Source organism: Streptomyces sp. NPDC005566 (genome assembly GCF_040605575.1).
Lineage (GTDB): Bacteria > Actinomycetota > Actinomycetes > Streptomycetales > Streptomycetaceae > Streptomyces.
Map to the genome: position 1 here is coordinate 144,386 of NZ_JBEXDB010000013.1, position 18,532 is coordinate 162,917.

The window sequence follows — 18,532 nt, forward strand, 5'->3', positions numbered from 1 at the left end:
TCCGATGCCTCTGCACGTACTCGTCCTCGGCGGCACGACGGAGGCCCGCCTGCTCGCGGAGTCCCTGGTGGCCGCGGACGGACTGCCCGCCGGGGCCCGGGTGACCAGCTCGCTCGCGGGTCGCGTCGGCCGCCCGAGGCTTCCGCCCGGCGAGGTGCGCATCGGTGGATTCGGCGGAGCCGACGGCATGGCCGCATGGCTCCGGGCGCACCGAGTGGATGCGGTCATCGACGCCACCCATCCTTTCGCCGGGAAGATCAGTTTCAACGCGGCCGAGGCCGCCGCCGCAGTCCATGTTCCCCTGCTGGCGCTGCGCCGGCCCGGCTGGGTGCCCTCGGAGGGCGACCGGTGGCATGCGGCCGGTTCGCTGGTGGAGGCGGCCGGGCTCCTCCCGGGACTCGGCCGGCGGGTCTTCCTCACGACGGGCCGGATGGGCCTGGCCGCATTCGCCGGTCTGGACGAGCTGTGGTTCCTGATGCGTTCCGTGGACGCTCCCGAGGCGCCGCACCCGGCACGGATGGAGACGCTGCTGGACCGGGGACCGTTCACGCTGGAGGGGGAGCGGGAGCTGATCCGCCGCCATCGCGTCGACGTCCTGGTCACGAAGGACAGCGGTGGCGAGGCGACCGCCCCCAAACTCACCGCCGCCCGCGAGGCGGGCATCCCGGTGGTCCTGGTCAGGCGGCCACCGGTACCGGAGGGCGTGCCGGTGGCAGGGACCCCCGGGGAAGCCGTCGGCTGGCTGCGCAACCTCGCGGGGCAGACGCCCCGGGAGGCGGGACAGGCGCCCCCGGGCAGCGTCTAGCCGGCTCAGACGCCCGTACGGCCGTCGATCCGTTCGCGTACGAGATCGGCGTGCCCGCAGTGGCGGGCGTACTCGCCGACCATGTGGGTGTAGATCCAGCGCAGGGTGACCTGGCCGCCCATGAAGGGGCTGGTGTCATCGAGCGCGCGGGCCGCGCAGTTCTCCCGCGCCCGGCCGATCTCGGCCTGCCAGACGGGCAGCGCATGCTCGTACGTCGCTCCGTCGGTGAGGTCGAAACCGCCGTCGGTGGCCTCGGGGTCGGCTCCGGGGGTGAAGATCGGCGGCACGTCCTCCTGGGCCAGGACCCGGCGGAACCAGTTCCGCTCGACCTCCGCGAGGTGCTGGACGAGTCCGAGCAGGGTGATCGGTGAAGGCTCCGCAGCCGCTTCGCGGAGCTGGTCCTCCGTCAGGCCCTCGCATTTCCGGGCGAGTGTGGTGCGGTAGAAGTCGAGCCAGCTCTCCAGGGAGGCCCGCTCGTCGGCGTCCAGAGGGGGCATGGGGCGTTCGGGAGCGCTCATGTCCGCCATCGTGGCACGGGGGTCCGACAGCACGGGGGTCCGACGGCGGACGGGCAGCAGCCCGACGCCGTCCGGACCCCACGCGGTCGCGTTCAGCCCTCCGGGTAGCGGCGCGGCGTCCAGACGATCTGCCGGCCGTCGCCCCGCCGCACCCACCGGGTCTGCGAGGACCCCACGATCAGGATCGTCCGCATGTCGACCTCGGCCGGATCGAGATCGGCGAGGCGCACCGTGCGGACACTCTCCGCCGGGCCGCCGACATCGCGCCCGAGCACCACGGGTGTGTCCGGTGAACGGTGCTCCAGCAGCAGGTCGCGGGCCTTGCCGACCTGCCAGGTCCGGCTGCGTGAACCGGGGTTGTACAGCGCCATCACCAGGTCGGCCGTGGCCGCCGCGCGCAGCCGTTCGGCGATGACCTCCCACGGCTTGAGCCGGTCCGACAGCGAGATGGTGGCGTAGTCGTGGCCCAGCGGAGCACCCGCGCGGGCGGCGGCGGCGTTGGCCGCGGTCACCCCGGGCAGCACCCGTACCGCTATGTCCGTGTACGCGTCCTGGGACGCCACTTCCAGTACGGCCGTCGCCATGGCGAAGACCCCCGGGTCACCGCCCGACACGACGGCCACCCGCCGTCCGCGCCGCGCCAGGTCCAGCGCGAACTCGGCCCGTTCCGACTCGACCTTGTTGTCGGAGCCGTGCCGCTGCTGCCCGGGACGTACGGGCACCCGGTCCAGGTACGTCGTGTAGCCGACGACGTCGTCGGCGGCGGCCAGCGCCCCGCGGGTCTCGGGCGTCAGCCACAGCGGGCCGGCCGGCCCGGTGCCCACCACGACGACCTCGCCGGAGCCGGCGGCCCGTTCGGGGCGGGGTGCGTCGATCCGGCTCGGGAGCACCGCGACCGCGAAGTACGGAACCGAGTCCGCGTCGGTGCCTGCCAGGTCGCCGGTGCGCTCCCCGGCCATCGTGGCGCGCTCGACGTAACGCGCCTCGGCGAGCCGCCCGGACGCCTCGAACGCACGGCGCACGGCAGGGAACGTGCGGCCCAGCTTCATCACCACCGCCGAGTCGGTGGCCGCCAGACGTGCCGTGAGCTCCTCCTCCGGCAGCGTGCCCGGCAGGATCGTCAGCACCTCCTCGCCCTCGACGAGCGGGGTGCCGAGACGGGCGGCGGCGGCGCTGACGGAGGTGACACCCGGGATGACCTCGGTGGCGTAACGGTCTGCGAGCCGCTTGTGCATGTGCTGGTACGAGCCGTAGAACAGCGGGTCGCCCTCGGCGAGCACGGCGACGGTGCGCCCCGCGTCGAGATGAACCGCGAGGCGGGCCGCGGCCTCGGTGTAGAACTCGTCCAGCGCGCCCCGGTAGCCGCCGGGATGGTCGGTGGTCTCCGTCGTGACGGGGTAGACCAGCGCCTCTTCGATGTGGTCGGCGCGGATGTGCTGTGCCGCGATGGAACGGGCGATGGACCGGCCGTGCCGGGCGGAGTGGTACGCCACGACATCGGCCTCACCGATGACCTGGACGGCGCGCACGGTCATCAGGGACGGGTCGCCGGGCCCGAGCCCGACCCCGTACAGCCGTCCGGTCTTCTTGTGCTCGCTCACGCTCACTCTTCCTCGCTGGCGATCGCGTTGATGGCCGCTGCCGCCATGGCGCTGCCGCCGCGCCTGCCGCGCACGATCAGGTGCTCGAGGCGGGACGGGTGGGCGGCCAGCGCGTCCTTGGACTCGGCGGCGCCGATGAAGCCGACCGGGACACCGATGACGGCGGCGGGGCGCGGGGCGCCCTCCTCGATCATCTCCAGGAGCCGGAACAGGGCGGTGGGTGCGTTGCCGACGGCGACGACAGCCCCTTCCATGCGGTCGCGCCACAGTTCCAGCGCGGCGGCGCTGCGGGTGGTGCCGAGCTTCGCGGCCAGTTCCGGTACGGCCGGGTCGGACAGGGTGCACACCACGTCGTTGTTCGCCGGCAGCCGCTTGCGGGTGACCCCGCTGGCGACCATGGCCACGTCGCACAGGATGGGTGCACCGGAGCGCAGTGCCGCGCGGGCGCCGGACACGGCATCCGGCGAGAAGGCGAGATCGCGTACGAGGTCGACCATGCCGCAGGCATGGATCATGCGGACGGCGACCTGGCTCACATCGGCGGGCAGCCCTGCCAGATCCGCCTCCGCGCGGATGGTGGCGAAGGACTGGCGGTAGATCGCCGGTCCGTCCTTCTCGTACTGATGCACAGTGCTGTCGCTTTCTTCATCGGGTTGGTGGCCGGCGGCCAGACACAGGTGAACAGGTGATGCGCGGTCAGGTGCGAGAGCCTCGCGCCGCTGCCACCGCGGCGGCCAGCGCGACAGGGTTGTCCCGGACCGTCGCCGTGGCGTCCGACCGGTCCCCCGTCACATGGGAGATCCGGTGTCCGTCCGGGGTGGCGACCACGTCGATCCACTCCCCGTGCGGATGGCCGCACCGGCGTTCGCACCCGGACCAGTACACAGGCAGCCGTCCCGCAGGGCCGACGGCGGCCCCCGCTTCGGCCCGCACGTCGGTCAGCGACTTCGCACAGCCGGGCCGTCCGATGCACGCCCCGACACCGGCCCACGGCGATCCGGGCCCGGTGATCAGACCGGCCTCCGAGAGGGCGGCGAGCAGTTCGTCCGCGTGATCCGGTGCGACGCCGGTGACGACGACGCCGCGCCACGGGGTGAGCCGCAGGTCGCCGGCGCTCGACAGGAGTCGCCACTGGTCCGGGTCCAGGCGCCCCAGCGGTACGCCGACGGACAGCGCGACATCGCGGCGGCGGCGGCGGCCGCGTACCGGGCCGAGGGCAGGCGGGAGGGATGTGTGAGGGCGGGGGAGGCGGTCCTCCGACACGGCGGTACCGGTCCGCCTCAACCGCCGTGCGACGTCGTCGGCCAGTGCGGCGGCTCCGCACGGCAGGTCCTTCACCCGCCAGGCACCGGTGTCCGGGGCGGCGTCGAGGAACGCTTCGGCGGCCAGGAGTGCGGCGCGGGGCCCTTCGGACGCCGGGATACGCAGGACGGTGTCGAGGTCTCCGACGCGCAGCATCGCGTCGCCGTCGTCACGTGCCAGCAGGGTGAGGTCGGCGCCGAGAGCGTCCACGTCACCGCGGCCGTCGTCGAGTGCGAAGAGGAAGCGGCCGGAGAGCGCGGTCGCACGGTCGCTTCCGCACAGAAGTCGGTCAAGTCCGGCCAGCCATACGCCGACCTCCGCGGCCCCGAGGCCGTCGAGTCCCGCGAGGGGGGAGGCGACGATGTTACGTATCCGCTCGTGGCGTTCGGAAGGCAGCAGACCGGCCCTGCCCAGCAGTCCGGCCAACTCCGCACCGCAGTCCGGGGCGAGCCCGCGCAGCTGCACATTGCCGCGCGAGGTGAGATGCAACTCACCGTCGCCCAGCCGGGTCGCGGCCTCCCCGAGGGCGTTCGCACGAGCAACGGTCAGCATTCCGCCGGGCAGCCGGACCCGCGCCAGCGCACCGTCGTCCGCCCGGTGCAGGCGCAGGGTTCCGGGGCAGGCATCACCGCCCGGAGACCGGGGCGGGACGGCGGATGGGGGCATGGCGGCGAGCATACCGACCGTGACCAGGTCACAGTCCTACGGTGACTGTGACCTGCAGGACACCGACCGGGCCGGACCCGGAACCGCGACCGGTCCGGAGCTTCTTCCCGGTTCGTCGCCCCGGTTCGTCGCCCCGGTTCGTCGCCCCGGCCCGGGGTCCCGGTCCGGGGTCCCTTCCGGGTTCGTCGCCCCGGCCCCGGTCGCCGCAGGGCGAAAACCGGCCCGTCCGGCGTCCGGGACAAGTCCCGTCCAGGGGCATCCCGTCACGCCCGGCCACCCGCCGCCTACTATGCCTAGCGGCGGTCCGTTCGGCCCGCCATCGCCAGACGGCGACATGGGAGGAAGCCCGGTGAGATTCCGGCGCGGTCCCGCCACTGTGAGCCCGGTCCAGAGCCGGGCGAGTCAGGAACTCCTTTCCCCAAGCTCTCGGCTCCGCTCGAGCAGGGGAGACCCCATTCCGACACTGCCCGGGGCGTGGACACCCCGAGGAAGGCTGACGCCGCATGATCCTGCTCCTGTCGACGTCCGACACCGACCTGCTCAGCGCCCGCGCATCCGCAGGCCCGGTCAACTACCGCTACGCCAACCCCTCCCGGCTCTCCCTTGGGGAACTCCCGGAGCTGCTGGACGGCACGGACCTTGTCGTCGTACGCCTCCTCGGCGGCGTACGGGCCTGGCAGGACGGCCTCGACCAGGTGCTGGCGACCGGTCGTCCCGTCGTCGTGCTGACCGGTGAACAGGCCCCCGACGCACAGCTGATGGCCGCGTCCACCGTCCCCATCGGCATCGCCGCCGAAGCGCACGCCTACCTCGCGCACGGCGGCCCCGCCAACCTGGAGCAGCTGGCCCGGTTCCTCTCCGACACCGTGCTGCTCACCGGCCACGGCTTCGAGCCGCCCGCCCCCGCCCCCGCCTGGGGGCCGCTGGAGCGGACGGCCAGCGAGGGCACCACCGGGCCCACCATCGCGGTGCTCTACTACCGCGCCCACCACATGAGCGGGAACACGGCGTTCATCGAAGCGCTCTGCACCGCCGTGGAGGACGCGGGGGCCCGCGCCCTCCCGCTGTACGTCGCCTCGCTCCGTACCCCCGAGCCCGAACTCATCGACGAACTCCGGGCCGCCGACGCCATCGTGACCACCGTCCTCGCCGCGGGCGGCACCAAGCCGGCCACCGCGTCCGCGGGCGGCGACGACGAGTCCTGGGACGCGGGCGCCCTCACCGGCCTCGACGTGCCGGTGCTCCAGGCGCTCTGCCTCACCAGCCCCCGCGCCGCCTGGGAGGAGAACGACGAAGGCGTCTCCCCGCTGGACGCCGCCACCCAGATCGCCGTGCCGGAGTTCGACGGCCGCCTGATCACGGTGCCGTTCTCCTTCAAGGAGATCGACGAGGACGGCCTGCCCGCGTACGTCGCCGACGCCGAGCGTGCGGCACGGGTCGCCGGAATCGCCGTACGGCACGCCCGGCTCCGCCACATCCCGGCCGCCGAGAAGCGCATCGCGCTCGTCCTGTCCGCGTACCCGACCAAGCACTCCCGCATCGGCAACGCGGTCGGCCTCGACACCCCCGCCAGCGCCGTCGCCCTTCTGCGCAGGCTCCGGGCCGAGGGCTACGACTTCGGGCCCGAGGAGGAGATCCCGGGGCTGGTCTCCGGCGACGGCGACGAGCTGATCTACGCGCTGATCGAGGCCGGCGGCCACGACCAGGAGTGGCTCACCGAGGAGCAGCTGGCCCGCAACCCGGTCCGGATCCCCGCCGCCGACTACCGCCGCTGGTTCGCCACACTGCCCGCCGAACTCCGCGAGGCCGTCGAGCGGCACTGGGGCCCGGCCCCGGGCGAGATGTTCCTCGACCGGTCCCGCAACCCCGAGGGCGACATCGTGCTCGCCGCCCTGCGCCGCGGCAATCTGCTGATCCTCATCCAGCCGCCGCGCGGCTTCGGCGAGAACCCGATCGCGATCTACCACGACCCCGATCTGCCGCCCTCGCACCACTACTTGGCCGCCTACCGCTGGATCGCCGCGTCCGCGGACGACAACGGTTTCGGCGCCGACGCGATGATCCACCTCGGCAAGCACGGCAACCTGGAATGGCTGCCCGGCAAGAACGCGGGCCTGTCCGCCGCCTGCGGCCCCGACGCCGCACTGGGCGATCTCCCGCTCGTCTACCCGTTCCTGGTGAACGACCCGGGCGAGGGCACCCAGGCCAAGCGCCGGGTGCACGCCACTCTGGTCGACCACCTCGTACCGCCGATGGCGCGCGCCGACAGCTACGGCGACATCGCCCGCCTCGAACAACTCCTGGACGAGCACGCGCAGATCGCCGCGATGGACCCGGCGAAGCTCCCGGCCGTCCGCGCCCAGATCTGGACGCTGATCCAGGCCGCGAAGCTCGACCACGACCTGGGGCTTCAGGACCGCCCCGAGGACGAGGGCTTCGACGAGTTCATCATGCATCTCGACGGCTGGCTCTGTGAGATCAAGGACGTCCAGATCCGCGACGGGCTGCACGTCCTGGGTGGTGCCCCGGCCGGAAAGGACCGCGTCAACCTCGTCCTGGCCGTCCTGCGCGCCCGACAGATCTGGGGCGGTACGACGTCCCTGCCCGGTCTGCGCGAGGCGCTCGGCCTCGACGAGTCCGCGGCCACCCGCACCGCCGCCGACGAGATCGAGGAGCAGGCCCGCACCCTCGTCCAGGCGATGGAGGACGCGGACTGGGATCCGGCCGCCGTCGCCGGCGTGGCCGCCGGACACCCGCGGGCCGTCGCCGACATCCTCGACTTCGCCGCCGAGGAGGTCGTGCCCCGCCTCGCCGCGACGACCGACGAGCTCGACCACACCGTCCACGCGTTGAACGGCGGCTTCGTCCCCGCGGGCCCGTCCGGCTCCCCGCTCCGCGGCCTGGTGAACGTCCTGCCGACCGGCCGCAACTTCTACTCCGTCGACCCGAAGGCCGTCCCTTCCCGCCTCGCCTGGGAGACCGGCCAGGCCCTCGCGGACTCGCTCCTGGAGCGCTACCGCGCCGACAACGGCGACTGGCCCACCTCCGTCGGCCTGTCCCTGTGGGGCACGAGCGCGATGCGCACGGCGGGCGACGACATCGCCGAGGCCTTCGCCCTGCTCGGCGTCCGCCCCGTCTGGGACGACGCCTCGCGCCGTGTCACGGGCCTGGAGCCGATCCCGTACGAGGAGCTGGGCCGCCCCCGTATCGACGTCACGCTGCGCATCTCCGGCTTCTTCCGCGACGCCTTCCCGCACACCATCGGCCTGCTGGACGACGCCGTACGCCTGGCGGCCTCCCTCGACGAGCCCGCCGAGCGGAACTTCGTACGGGCCCACACCCAGGCCGACCTGGCCGAACACGGCGACGAGCGGCGCGCCACCACCCGCATCTTCGGCTCCCGGCCGGGCACGTACGGTGCCGGGCTGCTCCAGCTCATCGACTCCCGCGACTGGCGCACCGACGCCGACCTCGCCGAGGTCTACACGGTGTGGGGCGGCTACGCCTACGGCCGTGAGCTCGACGGGCGCCCGGCCCGGGACGAGATGGAGACCGCGTACAAGCGCATCGCGGTCGCGGCGAAGAACACCGACACCCGTGAGCACGACATCGCGGACTCGGACGACTACTTCCAGTACCACGGCGGCATGGTCGCGACCGTACGCGCGCTGAAGGGCACCGCCCCCGAGGCGTACATCGGCGACTCCACCCGCCCCGAGACGGTCCGCACGCGCACCCTGGTCGAGGAGACGTCCCGGGTCTTCCGCGCCCGGGTGGTCAACCCGAAGTGGATCGAGGCGATGCGCCGCCACGGCTACAAGGGCGCCTTCGAGCTCGCCGCCACAGTCGATTACCTGTTCGGCTACGACGCGACGACGGGCGTGGTCGCCGACTGGATGTACGACAAGCTCACGGAGACGTACGTCCTGGATCCGACGAACCGCGAATTCCTCCAGCAGGCCAATCCCTGGGCCCTCCACGGCATCGCGGAACGCCTCCTGGAGGCCGAGTCCCGGGGCATGTGGGCGAAGCCCGACCCGGCTGTGCTTGAGGCGCTGCGCCAGGTCTTCCTGGAGACGGAAGGCAACCTGGAGGGCGAGGACTGAGGCGCGCGCTCCGGCGCTCCGGGCAGGGCGGATCCGGGACATATTGCCGCTCGACGGTACCGGGTCCAAGCTGGTGGAATGGGTGATCAGGTGGGCCCCACGCCAGTGGCGTCTGTCCAGCAGGCCCTCCGGCTGCTTGAAGCGGCGGGAGCGCACGAGTGCGGCGTTCCCGCGGATCAGCTGGCGAGGGAGGCAGGGCTGTCGCCGGCCACCGCGCACGAGCTGCTGCCCGCGCTCACCCGTGACGGCTACCTGAGGAAGCTGGACGACGGCGGGTTCGTCATGGGCAACGAGCTGTTCGAGCCGCAGACGGGAAGCCCGGCGGAGGGGCTGCTCACGCGCGTCCGCCCGGCACTCGCCACGCTGCGGGACGAGGTGTCGGCCGCCGCCTACCTGACCTTCTACGAGGAGGGCGAGATCCGCGTCGCGGAGATCGTCGACGGACCGCAGGCGCCGAGGGTCGACCTCTGGGTGGGATTCGAGGACGCCGGACACGCCACGGCACTGGGCAAGTGCGTCCTGCGTGAGCTGGACGAGGAGGCGCGCGGCGACTACCTCTCCAGGCACGACCTCGCCGATCTCACGCCCCGCACGATCACGCGGCGTGAGGAGCTCGTGCGACAGCTCGAGTCCTCGCTGCCCGCCCCCGTCGTCATGGACCGCGAGGAGTACTCCCTCGGCACGCTCTGCATCGCGGTGCCCGTGTACAGCGGGGACAAGCTCGGCTCGCTCGGCATCTCCTTCCGGTCGGACCGGATGTACCGGACCAGCCAGGTACGGGAGAGGCTGCTCGCATCGGCGGAGAGGGTGACCAGGGGGCTGTCCCTCACCCTCTGAGAACACGAGGACGGTTCTCGTCGCAGCGCCGTGCGCTCGATCTCAAAGGCCTCCGGCGCTGAGCTGCTGCCCGGACGACCTCTTTGCGCGGACGAGCTGGAAAGCCTCCCGGCGCAGGAGGGTCCGCTCAGGCAGGATGGGCCCATGCCGCATCGATCTGTTCTGGTCTACGACGGTGACTGCGCCTTCTGTACGACGTCCGTGAACTTCATCATGCGGCGATTGCGACCGAACTGCACTGTCACGCCATGGAAGTTCGCGGATCTGGACGCTCTCGGCGTCACCCAGCAGCGAGCCGAACGCGAGCTGCTGTACATCTCGCCGCCGGGCACGGTGTACGGCGGCGCGCAGGCAGTCGCCAAACTCATGTTGAGTGCCGGTGGCCTCTGGGCCTGGCCGGGTGCCCTGCTCACCCTGCCCCCGGCGCGCTGGATCGCCCACGCTGTCTACCGGCTCATCGCCGCCAACCGTGACCGTCTGCCCGGCGGCTCACCGGCCTGTGCGTCGCCTGCGGACCGCAGGCCCGGGTACGGCCTGCCCGATAAGGACGCGGATCAGCATCAGCCCGGACAGTGATCACGCCGAGCGCGGCGAGCGTATCCGGACTCACGCGGAGCGGGCCGGCGCGGACGTGACCGCCTTGCTCGTCAACGCTGCGCCCCCGGCAGATGGCGGAGGCGGAAGCGGCCCGACCTGCATTCGCCCCGACCGGCCGCGGTGATCGGGTAGCTGAGGCGGAGGCCGGCCCGGCCTTCCGGGATGTCTCCGTCGCGTACGTCCCGTAGTGCTGTCGTGCAACCGGCCTCGATCGATCAGTGACCCGGTCGAGGCCGCTCAGGCGCCGCGTGCCCGCAGGATTCCTTCGACTCCCAGGACGAAGGTATCGGCGATCAGCTCCGGGGCGAAGAGGCAGCCGGAGGCCATGGCGCCGTCGCGGAGCATGACGAGGTGCCGGCCGGCTTCGTCGGCGGGCTGGTCGCCGACCTGCGCCAGCATCTCGGTGACGGTGTCCAGGAACCACTGGCGGTGGGCCAGGACGGCTTGGTGGATGGGGTGGGCGGGGTCGGGGTACTCGGCTACCGCGTTGAGGAAGGCGCAGCCGCGAAAGCCAGGGCCCTGAATGCCTTGGGTGATGAACCGGGAGACCGCCCGGACCGCGTCGGCTGCCGACTGCTCGCCCGTCCGCGCGCTCTCGGTCCCCGCCCGGATTCCCCGGTCGGCCCGGTCGAGGTAGGCGAGGACGAGTTCCTCCTTGCCGGTGAAGTGCCGGTACAGCGTGGCGCGGGTGACCTGAGCCTCCGCGATGATTCGGTCGACGCCGACGGAGTGGATGCCCTCCGCGTAGAAGATTCTCGTCGCCGTGTCGAGCAGCCGCGCTCGCGCCGCAGACGTGCTGCTCCCTCCTCTGCCCTCGCTCATGCGGCCAGATTACCCCAGTGGAGAGGGAGAACGTTCGGTCTTGACAGCGTCGACCCGTCCCGCAAGTATCTGGAGAGACCGAACGTTCTCCCTCGTAATTCGGTCGACCTCTATCAATCCGTTTTCCCTGGAAGGAACCTCCGTGGACACACTCGTCGATACCGCTCCCACCAGCGTTCCCACTGCCCTGCGCAAGCTGTACTTCCTGCGCTTCGCGTTCGCCGCGGTGTGGGCCGCCCTGCTGTTCACGACGGCCGACGCGCTGGGCCCGCTCACCGTCACGCTGCTGGTGATCTATCCCTTGTTCGACGTGGTCTGCGCGATCGTCGACATCAGGTCTGCCCGGGCGAACGGTCAACCGGTGCGCGGCCTGTACGTGAACATCGCGCTCAGCGCCCTCACCGGCATCGGCCTCGCCGTCGCCGCCACCTCCGGCATCCCCGCCGTCCTGCGGGTCTGGGGTGCCTGGGCTGTCACCGCGGGCATCGTTCAGCTCGTCGTAGGCGCCGTCCGGCGTCAACTCGGCGGCCAGTGGGCGATGATCGCCAGCGGAGCCATCTCCACGCTCGCAGGCGCCTCGTTCTTCGCCCAGGCGGGCAAGGGCGGCGCCTCCCTGAGCAACCTGGCCGGCTACGCCTTCCTCGGCGGTGTCTTCTTCCTCGTCTCAGCCCTCCGCCTGGGACGTGCCCACAAGGTGTGACGCGTCGCCCCGACGGGTGGCCGGCGCCGACCGGAATCAGCGATCGGGCCGCTGAAGGCCCCGCGAATTCGCCCGAGCTGCCGGTGCCTTCGACGCATCGAGGAGCAACGGTGACCACTGCCCCGCTCATTCAGGAACTTGACCATGGCGTCGACGGCTTCGATCCCACGCAGCTGCTGTTCACCGTTGAAGAGGCAGCACGGCGGCTCCGAATCGGCCCGACGCTTTGCCGCAGCCTCATCCGGACCGGCGAGTTGGAGTCCGTGACCGTTGTGGCCGTCTCCGCAGGGTTCCGCCCGAGGCCGTCCCGGACCATGACGCAGCTACTCGCGGACGCCGGCGAGCGGGATGGCCGCCTGCATGGCGCGCGGCACACCGCCTGGACGGTGCTGCTCCTGCACGGAGTCCCTGACGTGGTCGTGGACGCCATCTTGGGAAGGGGGCCGGGCGGCTCGGATGTGAGGGCGGTAGATGCACGTGACTGATCCGATGCTGAAGAACGTCGCGGAGCAGGTTGGTGACCCGCTCTGTGGCGACTCGGAGCAGGGGAGCGGGCGGGGTGGCCGAGCCCGAACAGGGAGGGCTCCGCAGAACCCAAGTGAGACGGATAACGTCGAAGGCCCCCGCAGCAAGCTGCGGGGGCCTTCGACGTATTGCCCGGTGAGAGCAATGGCGGAGGATACGAGATTCGAACTCGTGAGGGGTTGCCCCCAACACGCTTTCCAACTCTGCACGGTTGTGTTCGTCCTGGTTCGTGTGCGTCCACCCGCCAGATCACGGCCAGGTCTGCCGGGATGATGAACGACCGCGTACGGCTGCGAACGAGACTACGGATGAGACTGCGCCGACCGGCAGCTCCGCACAGCGGTGGCACGAGGGACGGAAGCGGAGGCACGCTTGTGCCCGCCAAGGGCGCAACTTTGACGCTGCGGTCCGGCAGTGGCCCATCCCGAACATCCCAGCCACTCGTGCAGTCCGTAGAGGTACGGCCACTTCTGTAGAAGTGCCTGTGCCCTGGGCTGAGGCAGAGCAAGATGGCGAGTGTGGACTACGACCTGACGCGCCTCGGCACACGCGAGTTCGAGCACCTAACGCAGGCTCTGGCAGCGCAAATCCTCGGGCCCGCGGTGCAGACCTTCGGGGACGGTCCGGATGGTGGGCGGGAAGCAGAATTCCGTGGCGAAATGCGATACCCAATACCGCATCCAGACGGGCCTTGGAGTGGTCACGGCGTCCTGCAATCCAAGTTTCTGCAACGACCGAAGGGAACAAACCCCGACACGACTTGGTTCCTCGGAGTGGTTCGTGCAGAGCTAAGACAATGGGCCAACGATAAATCTAAGCGGGTTCGTAAGGGTGCACTTCCGGACTATCTGCTATTTGCCACGAATGTAGTCCTGTCGCCGGACCCTGAAACGGGGGGGATCGATCTTTTTAAACGGGTTACGCAGGATTTAATTACTGAGCTTGGACTCGATATCAAAGGCTGCGAGGTGTGGCACTTCGACCAAATCTGCCGCTACCTTGACCTTTACCCAAACATCCGTCAAACCTATAGCGCATTGATCACATCTGGTGACGTTCTATTTCGTCTCCAGGAATTGCTTGAAGGGACGGCATCCGAACTTGGTGAACTTCTCACAAATCACAGCAGCAAGGAGTTGGCATCCGATCAGTGGGTGAAGCTTGGTCAGGCCGGAGAAGCGGAAAATCAGCGCCTTCCCCTCGCAGAAATCGCCATCGACCCTACTGCTTCTTACACCTCGCTCGACGGTAACCATGAAACCGTGAGCACGGTCCGCCATATCCTTCGCCATGGCGACAGCGTCCTCCGGCCAAGCCGTCAGGCTGAGGTGCCCTCTCATGTGGCGCTGATTGGCGGGCCTGGCCAAGGTAAGTCAACGGTAAGTCAGATTCTTTGTCAGGCGTACCGAGTTGCGTTGCTGAGGGAAGCGAAGGATCGGCTCGACGTAGATACGGCTGATACGGTCAACTCATTCGATGATGAGATGCACCGCATGGGGCTTACCATGCCCGCAGCTAGACGATGGCCAATCCGTATTAATCTTAGTGAGTATGCTGACGCTGTCGCTGGTGGGGAACCTGTAAGTCTGTTGCGGTATTTCGCGGCTCAAATCAGTCGGCGCACACCAGACATTACTCCAAATCAACTGCGCTCTTGGCTCAAAGCATGGCCATGGCTAGTCGTTCTAGATGGCTTGGATGAGGTCGCTTCACCGCAGGCACGCGATGTAGTGATGGAACGAGTTAACGACTTCATTATCGATGCCCGATCTGCTGATGCAGATCTGCTGCTAGTGGCGACCTCTAGACCCCAGGGCTACCGGGAAGAGTTCTCGCCTCGGCGCTACGTGCATATGCGGTTGGAGCCTCTGGACACGATATATGCGGTTTCCTACGCTAAGCAGCTCACGCAGCTGCGCCACCGTGGAGATCCGGATACTGCAAGCAGAGTATTGAAGCGATTGGAAGAGGCGGCAGAGGATGATTTGACAGCGCGCCTAATGACTACGCCATTGCAGGTAACGATTATGGCCATTTTGCTAGAGCGGCGTCAGCGCGTACCGCAGCAACGGTATAGGCTATTTAGCGACTATTATCAGGCAATCTACAACCGCGAGGCCAGTAAGGCGGGTCCGGTAGCTAAACTAATCGACGACTATCGCACTACCATCAACCATCTCCACGAACGCGTGGGCCTATTTTTGCAGGTTCAGGCAGAGCGCGCTGGAGATTCGGATGCGGTTTTGTCGAAAGGCGAGCTATCGAAAATCACGATCCGATATTTGCAAGATGAAGGGTACGACGATGTAGCAGGGGGCGCGCTTTCTGCTCGAATCGTGGACGCGGCAATGCGGAGGCTCATCCTTCTCGTCCCCCGAAAGCAAGAGTGCGTCGGGTTCGATGTTCGTAGCCTGCAAGAATTTATGGCAGCCCGAGCCATCGTTACTGCCGATGCGGAGCAAACTAGTGGTCTTTTGAAGACTATCGCGGCATCCGCGCACTGGCGTAACACTTGGATGCTGGCGGCAGGATACATTTTTCATGAGCGCCCTACGTATCGCGATAGGCTCGTTACTCTGCTGGATGAAATTCAAGCTGTTGACAAAGTGAGCCTTTTTGTCAAGCCTGCCTCTTCGCTTGCTGTTGATCTGCTCGACGACGATGTGGCGGCGAAAGCGCCGCGCTTCTTGCGTAGTTTTACTAAGCACGCGCTGGAGCTGCTAGATGACCCTATGGAGGAATTTGAGGGTATCCACTTTAGTAACGCACTGTGGAATGTAGCCGAGTTGGATAGTCCGTCACGTGCGGCTATTGAGCAGGCCGTGTCGAAGACTCTCGCGGCTGGTGGTCACGGTGCCGTTAACACTCTATCGCTCATGATGGTCAACTGGGTCGGGCGGCGAGGGAAGCTTGCCTACCCAGTAAAAAGGAATCTCGATAAGTACGGCGGTGCTGACGGTGGGCTTGTGTCCTACATCGGCTGCACGCTTCTAGACCAGAAGTTCCTCATTTCTGGGCTGAATAACGAATCAATTGTCCTCACATATAAGCCGTTCATTGAGGTTGCGGAGCCGTATGTCGACCTGTCTAAGGTGCAAGGTGGGCGCGAAATATACAACCGTATCTTTGCGGGAATGAATATCGGATTCATTGTTACCCCCACCGGGGAGCAGGTGGCAATTGGTGCCAATAATGACGCCGGGGGAAGCCGCATGGATGAGATGGCTGTTCCTGGTATGACAGATGTCTTGATTGCGGCTGCGGAAGACGTACCTATCGACCTTTGGATGGTGCGGCACCAACTGAGAAGGCTGTGTCAGTCATTTCAGGAGCGGCAAGCAGCGGGTGTGCTTCTACTCCGATCCACACCTGAGTTTGGTGAGCTTGCATCCCTGCTGGTAGACGATCTAGCGAACAGCTAGCTATGAAGGTGCAGCCGCTTCCATGCATGGGCTCAGTTTGCTAATGAGGCGCCAAGATCGTTGCCCGTTGGGGGCATTGGGGCTTCTGCCGCCCGCATGGCAGGCTTGAGGTAGTGACAACAACGAGAGGGACAAGCGTGACTCAGCAAGGGAGCCCGAGAGGAACCTTCCTTAGGATCGCTGATCTTGTTAGGGCCCGGATCGAGGCGGACCGGGACATGGTCGAGCTGCCATCTGCTGCAGAGTTGATGCGCACGCATAACGTTTCGCGTGGTGTCGCTCTGCGGGTCTTCGCGCAGCTCCGGAAAGACAGGCTCGCGGAGCCAGTGCCTGGTGGACGTTGGCGTGTTGTCAGGCCCGGACAAGACGTCGACCGTCGGCCCCTGGAAGAACGTCTCGCCGACGTCATGGCAAGTGATGATCTCGCGGTGGGGGCAAGTTTCCCTAGCGCCACGGAGCTGAGTGCTCGGTTCGGCGTCTCGCGGCCCACCGTGACCAAGGCTCTCGTCAAGCTGGAATCCGCCGGCCTGCTGTCCGAGGCGCGGCAAGGCAAGCGGCGCATCGTACGGGCGCTGCCGAAGCGAACGGAGTCTTCTGAATCTTGAAGACCACGGGATTGACCGAGTGGGCGTACTCCCTCGCGGAGAAGCTACTTGCCGAGCCGCTCCCACGCCGGTGGGCGCATTGTCAGGGCGTGGCTGAGCGGGCCCGGAGCCTGGCCCCTATCCTCGGAGACGATGCCGAGCTACTTGAGGTCGCGGCTGTTCTGCACGACATCGGGTATGCGCCGGACCTGGCCAAGACCGGGTTTCACCCGCTGGATGGCGCCCGGTACCTCCGGGACGTTGCGCACGCGGACGAGCGCATCGTGCGTCTGGTCGCTCACCACTCCTGCGCATGGATGGAAGCCGAGGCGCGCGGTATGCGCGAAGAGCTGGAAGCCGAGTTCCCGCGCGAGCACGCTGACCTTGCAGACGCGCTCTGCTACTGCGATATGAACACGACGCCAGACGGCGCGTCGACGAATCCCGTGGACCGGGTGAACGAGATCACCGGCCGGTACGGGCCCGACAGCCTCATCGGTACGTTCATCCGTCGTGCGGAACCGGAGATCCTCGCCTGCACTGCGCGGGTCGTGCTGCGGCTCGCAGAGGTCAAGCGTCAGCCGATATAGGGCGCCGGCCGCGCATCGTCCATGGCGTGCTCGATTCGGAGGCGCATGGTCGAGTGGATGTCGTACGTGGACAGGTCCGCTGGGGCAACCCAGCGGACCTGAGTTGTTTCGTCGCTTGTCCGGACGTCACCACCGACGGGGCGAGCGCGGAAGCAGATGCTGAACTGCTGCCGTGCCTCTCCGTCGTCGTAGAGCATCACGTGCCCGGGGTCGGTGTAGATCCCAGAGATGTCTATGACTTCGGCCTTGATGCCGGTCTCTTCCCAGACCTCGCGCACAACCGTGTCACTGATGGACTCGCCGACGTCGTGGCCGCCACCGGGCAGCGCCCAACGGCCGTTGTCCGAGCGCTGAATGAGCAGGACGGCGCCTTCGTCGTTCCGCACGAACGCCACGACGGACGGCACCACCGAGTTGGCCGGCGGAGCATCCGGGTCGTGAAGGTAGTCGATGCGTCCCATGTTCAGGCTCCCACCATGTCGTCGTCGGTGATCGGGCGTGCGCTGCCCCAGGTCTGTTCGATGCTACGGGCGTAGGTGTCGAAGAGACCGCCGCCCGGCAGTCGGCGCAGGTGCAGGACCGGGGCCATGTAGGCGCCGATTCCGTAGACGTGCGTGTTCACGAGCATCTCGTCGTCGGAACGGAAGAGTGAGTTGTAGAGCGTGGCGTCATGGAGGCGGAAGCCGACATCCGGGTGGCTCGTGAAGAGCGGCTGGTAGTTCACCAGAGCATTGCGGATCTTGCCGTCCATGATGCGGTGGCCCTCGTCTATGCCGCGCTGCCGCACAGCGTTGCAGCCGGGATCCCCAAGCATGATCCGCACCTGTGCGTTGCTCTCGACCTTGGCCTTCAGCAGGTTATGGAAGAGAGGGTCCTCCGAGAGCCAGAGCCCGGAGTAGACCAGCACATCGAGGTGGCTGCGGGCCCGCGCATACAGCTCCCGCCACAGTCCGTTCGGGACCATGTGGCGGTGCGGGTAGACCGTGACGATCTCCGCCTTGCTCAGGTCGGTAGCACTGTCGACAGACCTGCCGTCGTCCCACAACGTCGTGACGTCCACGGCGAGCACGGAGGCCGTGGCGTACTGATGCCGCCGGTACGGCACCTTCCCCTGCGTGATCCAGCGCTCCACCGTCTTGGCGTTCACGTCGATGGCTTCGGCCAGGTCGCGGACGGTCATGCCCTGCGCGAGCAGGGCCGAACGTAAGCGTTCGTTGGTCATCTCTACCCCCGGTGGGACGTCTTGGGACTTCTCGAAGGTAGCCAGATGTACCCAAGGTGTCTACGGAGGGGGTGACCAACGCCCCTGGCCTGCAGTGATGCTGATGGTGCGCCAAGAAGTTCCGGCGCAGAGCCCAGAGGTTCCGTCGATGAGCTTGACGGCAGTCGATGCGGTACCTGTAATAGAGGTACCGCATCACTTTGTAGGGCGATCGCAGTGAACGGCTCTACCTGCG

The 18,532-nt window shown here is 68.1% G+C and carries 15 protein-coding genes, 1 pseudogene and 1 riboswitch; of the genes and pseudogenes, 9 read left to right on the forward strand and 7 right to left on the reverse strand.

The genetic code is table 11. From position 1 onward, the window contains the following. Nucleotides 1-4 precede the first annotated feature (4 nt). A complete protein-coding gene (locus ABZS61_RS21575) occupies nucleotides 5-805 on the forward strand; it encodes a cobalt-precorrin-6A reductase (protein WP_356423461.1) in 801 nt (266 codons plus the stop codon). 5 nt (nucleotides 806-810) lie between these two features. Here ABZS61_RS21575 and ABZS61_RS21580 read toward each other — a convergent pair whose 3' ends face one another. From ABZS61_RS21580 to ABZS61_RS21595, 4 genes are all read right to left on the reverse strand, one after another. Then, the gene (locus ABZS61_RS21580; RefSeq protein ID WP_356423464.1) at nucleotides 811-1,323 is read right to left on the reverse strand and encodes a DinB family protein; all 513 of its coding nucleotides are present in this window, start codon (nucleotides 1,321-1,323) and stop codon (nucleotides 811-813) included. 92 nt (nucleotides 1,324-1,415) lie between these two features. Next, nucleotides 1,416-2,930, reverse strand: a complete 1,515-nt coding sequence (gene cobJ, locus ABZS61_RS21585; protein ID WP_356423467.1) for a precorrin-3B C(17)-methyltransferase — start codon at nucleotides 2,928-2,930, stop codon at nucleotides 1,416-1,418. Further along, entirely contained in the window at nucleotides 2,927-3,553 is a 627-nt protein-coding gene (locus ABZS61_RS21590) for a precorrin-8X methylmutase (protein ID WP_356423470.1), read from the reverse strand. The genes cobJ and ABZS61_RS21590 overlap by 4 nt, the downstream gene beginning before the upstream one ends. 67 nt (nucleotides 3,554-3,620) lie before the next feature. Then, entirely contained in the window at nucleotides 3,621-4,904 is a 1,284-nt protein-coding gene (locus ABZS61_RS21595; RefSeq protein WP_356423474.1) for a cobalamin biosynthesis protein CobG, read from the reverse strand. A gap of 326 nt (nucleotides 4,905-5,230) precedes the next feature. Then, nucleotides 5,231-5,304, forward strand: a riboswitch (cobalamin riboswitch). 91 nt (nucleotides 5,305-5,395) lie between these two features. On the opposite strand from ABZS61_RS21595, the gene cobN reads away from it, so the two are divergent. The 3 genes from cobN (at nucleotide 5,396) to ABZS61_RS21610 (ending at nucleotide 10,411) form a co-directional block, all read left to right on the forward strand. Then, the gene (gene cobN, locus ABZS61_RS21600) at nucleotides 5,396-8,998 is read left to right on the forward strand and encodes a cobaltochelatase subunit CobN (RefSeq protein WP_356423477.1); all 3,603 of its coding nucleotides are present in this window, start codon (nucleotides 5,396-5,398) and stop codon (nucleotides 8,996-8,998) included. A gap of 78 nt (nucleotides 8,999-9,076) precedes the next feature. Continuing rightward, nucleotides 9,077-9,835 carry an IclR family transcriptional regulator C-terminal domain-containing protein gene (locus ABZS61_RS21605; protein WP_356423480.1) on the forward strand — a complete coding sequence of 253 codons (759 nt, stop codon included), beginning with the start codon at nucleotides 9,077-9,079 and terminating at the stop codon, nucleotides 9,833-9,835. 144 nt (nucleotides 9,836-9,979) lie between these two features. Continuing rightward, nucleotides 9,980-10,411 (forward strand): DUF393 domain-containing protein, encoded by a 432-nt coding sequence (locus tag ABZS61_RS21610; RefSeq protein ID WP_356423483.1) that lies wholly within the window; start codon nucleotides 9,980-9,982, stop codon nucleotides 10,409-10,411. 258 nt (nucleotides 10,412-10,669) lie between these two features. Here the strand turns inward: ABZS61_RS21610 and ABZS61_RS21615 are convergent, their stop codons facing one another. Next, nucleotides 10,670-11,254: a TetR family transcriptional regulator gene (locus tag ABZS61_RS21615; protein WP_356423486.1), complete on the reverse strand. Its 585-nt coding sequence runs from the start codon at nucleotides 11,252-11,254 to the stop codon at nucleotides 10,670-10,672. Nucleotides 11,255-11,396: 142 nt separating this feature from the next. Here ABZS61_RS21615 and ABZS61_RS21620 point away from each other — a divergent pair, with 142 nt between their 5' ends. The 5 genes and pseudogenes from ABZS61_RS21620 (at nucleotide 11,397) to ABZS61_RS21640 (ending at nucleotide 17,075) form a co-directional block, all read left to right on the forward strand. After that, nucleotides 11,397-11,954 (forward strand): hypothetical protein, encoded by a 558-nt coding sequence (locus ABZS61_RS21620; RefSeq protein ID WP_356423489.1) that lies wholly within the window; start codon nucleotides 11,397-11,399, stop codon nucleotides 11,952-11,954. Between the two features lie 128 nt (nucleotides 11,955-12,082). Beyond that, nucleotides 12,083-12,366 (forward strand): annotated as a pseudogene (locus ABZS61_RS21625) (helix-turn-helix domain-containing protein). Nucleotides 12,367-12,997: 631 nt separating this feature from the next. Next, on the forward strand, nucleotides 12,998-15,901 hold the full coding sequence (locus ABZS61_RS21630) for a hypothetical protein (RefSeq protein WP_356423491.1): 2,904 nt from the start codon (nucleotides 12,998-13,000) through the stop codon (nucleotides 15,899-15,901). A gap of 218 nt (nucleotides 15,902-16,119) precedes the next feature. Then, on the forward strand, nucleotides 16,120-16,506 hold the full coding sequence (locus ABZS61_RS21635; protein ID WP_356423494.1) for a GntR family transcriptional regulator: 387 nt from the start codon (nucleotides 16,120-16,122) through the stop codon (nucleotides 16,504-16,506). Then, nucleotides 16,503-17,075: an HD domain-containing protein gene (locus ABZS61_RS21640; protein ID WP_356423496.1), complete on the forward strand. Its 573-nt coding sequence runs from the start codon at nucleotides 16,503-16,505 to the stop codon at nucleotides 17,073-17,075. Before ABZS61_RS21635 ends, ABZS61_RS21640 begins: the two co-directional genes overlap by 4 nt. Here ABZS61_RS21640 and ABZS61_RS21645 read toward each other — a convergent pair. Both ABZS61_RS21645 and ABZS61_RS21650 read right to left on the reverse strand, forming a co-directional pair. Next, entirely contained in the window at nucleotides 17,063-17,536 is a 474-nt protein-coding gene (locus tag ABZS61_RS21645; protein ID WP_356423499.1) for an NUDIX domain-containing protein, read from the reverse strand. The two genes, ABZS61_RS21640 and ABZS61_RS21645, sit on opposite strands and share 13 nt — an antisense overlap. Nucleotides 17,537-17,538: 2 nt before the next feature. After that, nucleotides 17,539-18,297 (reverse strand): helix-turn-helix transcriptional regulator, encoded by a 759-nt coding sequence (locus ABZS61_RS21650; protein WP_356423502.1) that lies wholly within the window; start codon nucleotides 18,295-18,297, stop codon nucleotides 17,539-17,541. Nucleotides 18,298-18,532 lie beyond the last annotated feature (235 nt).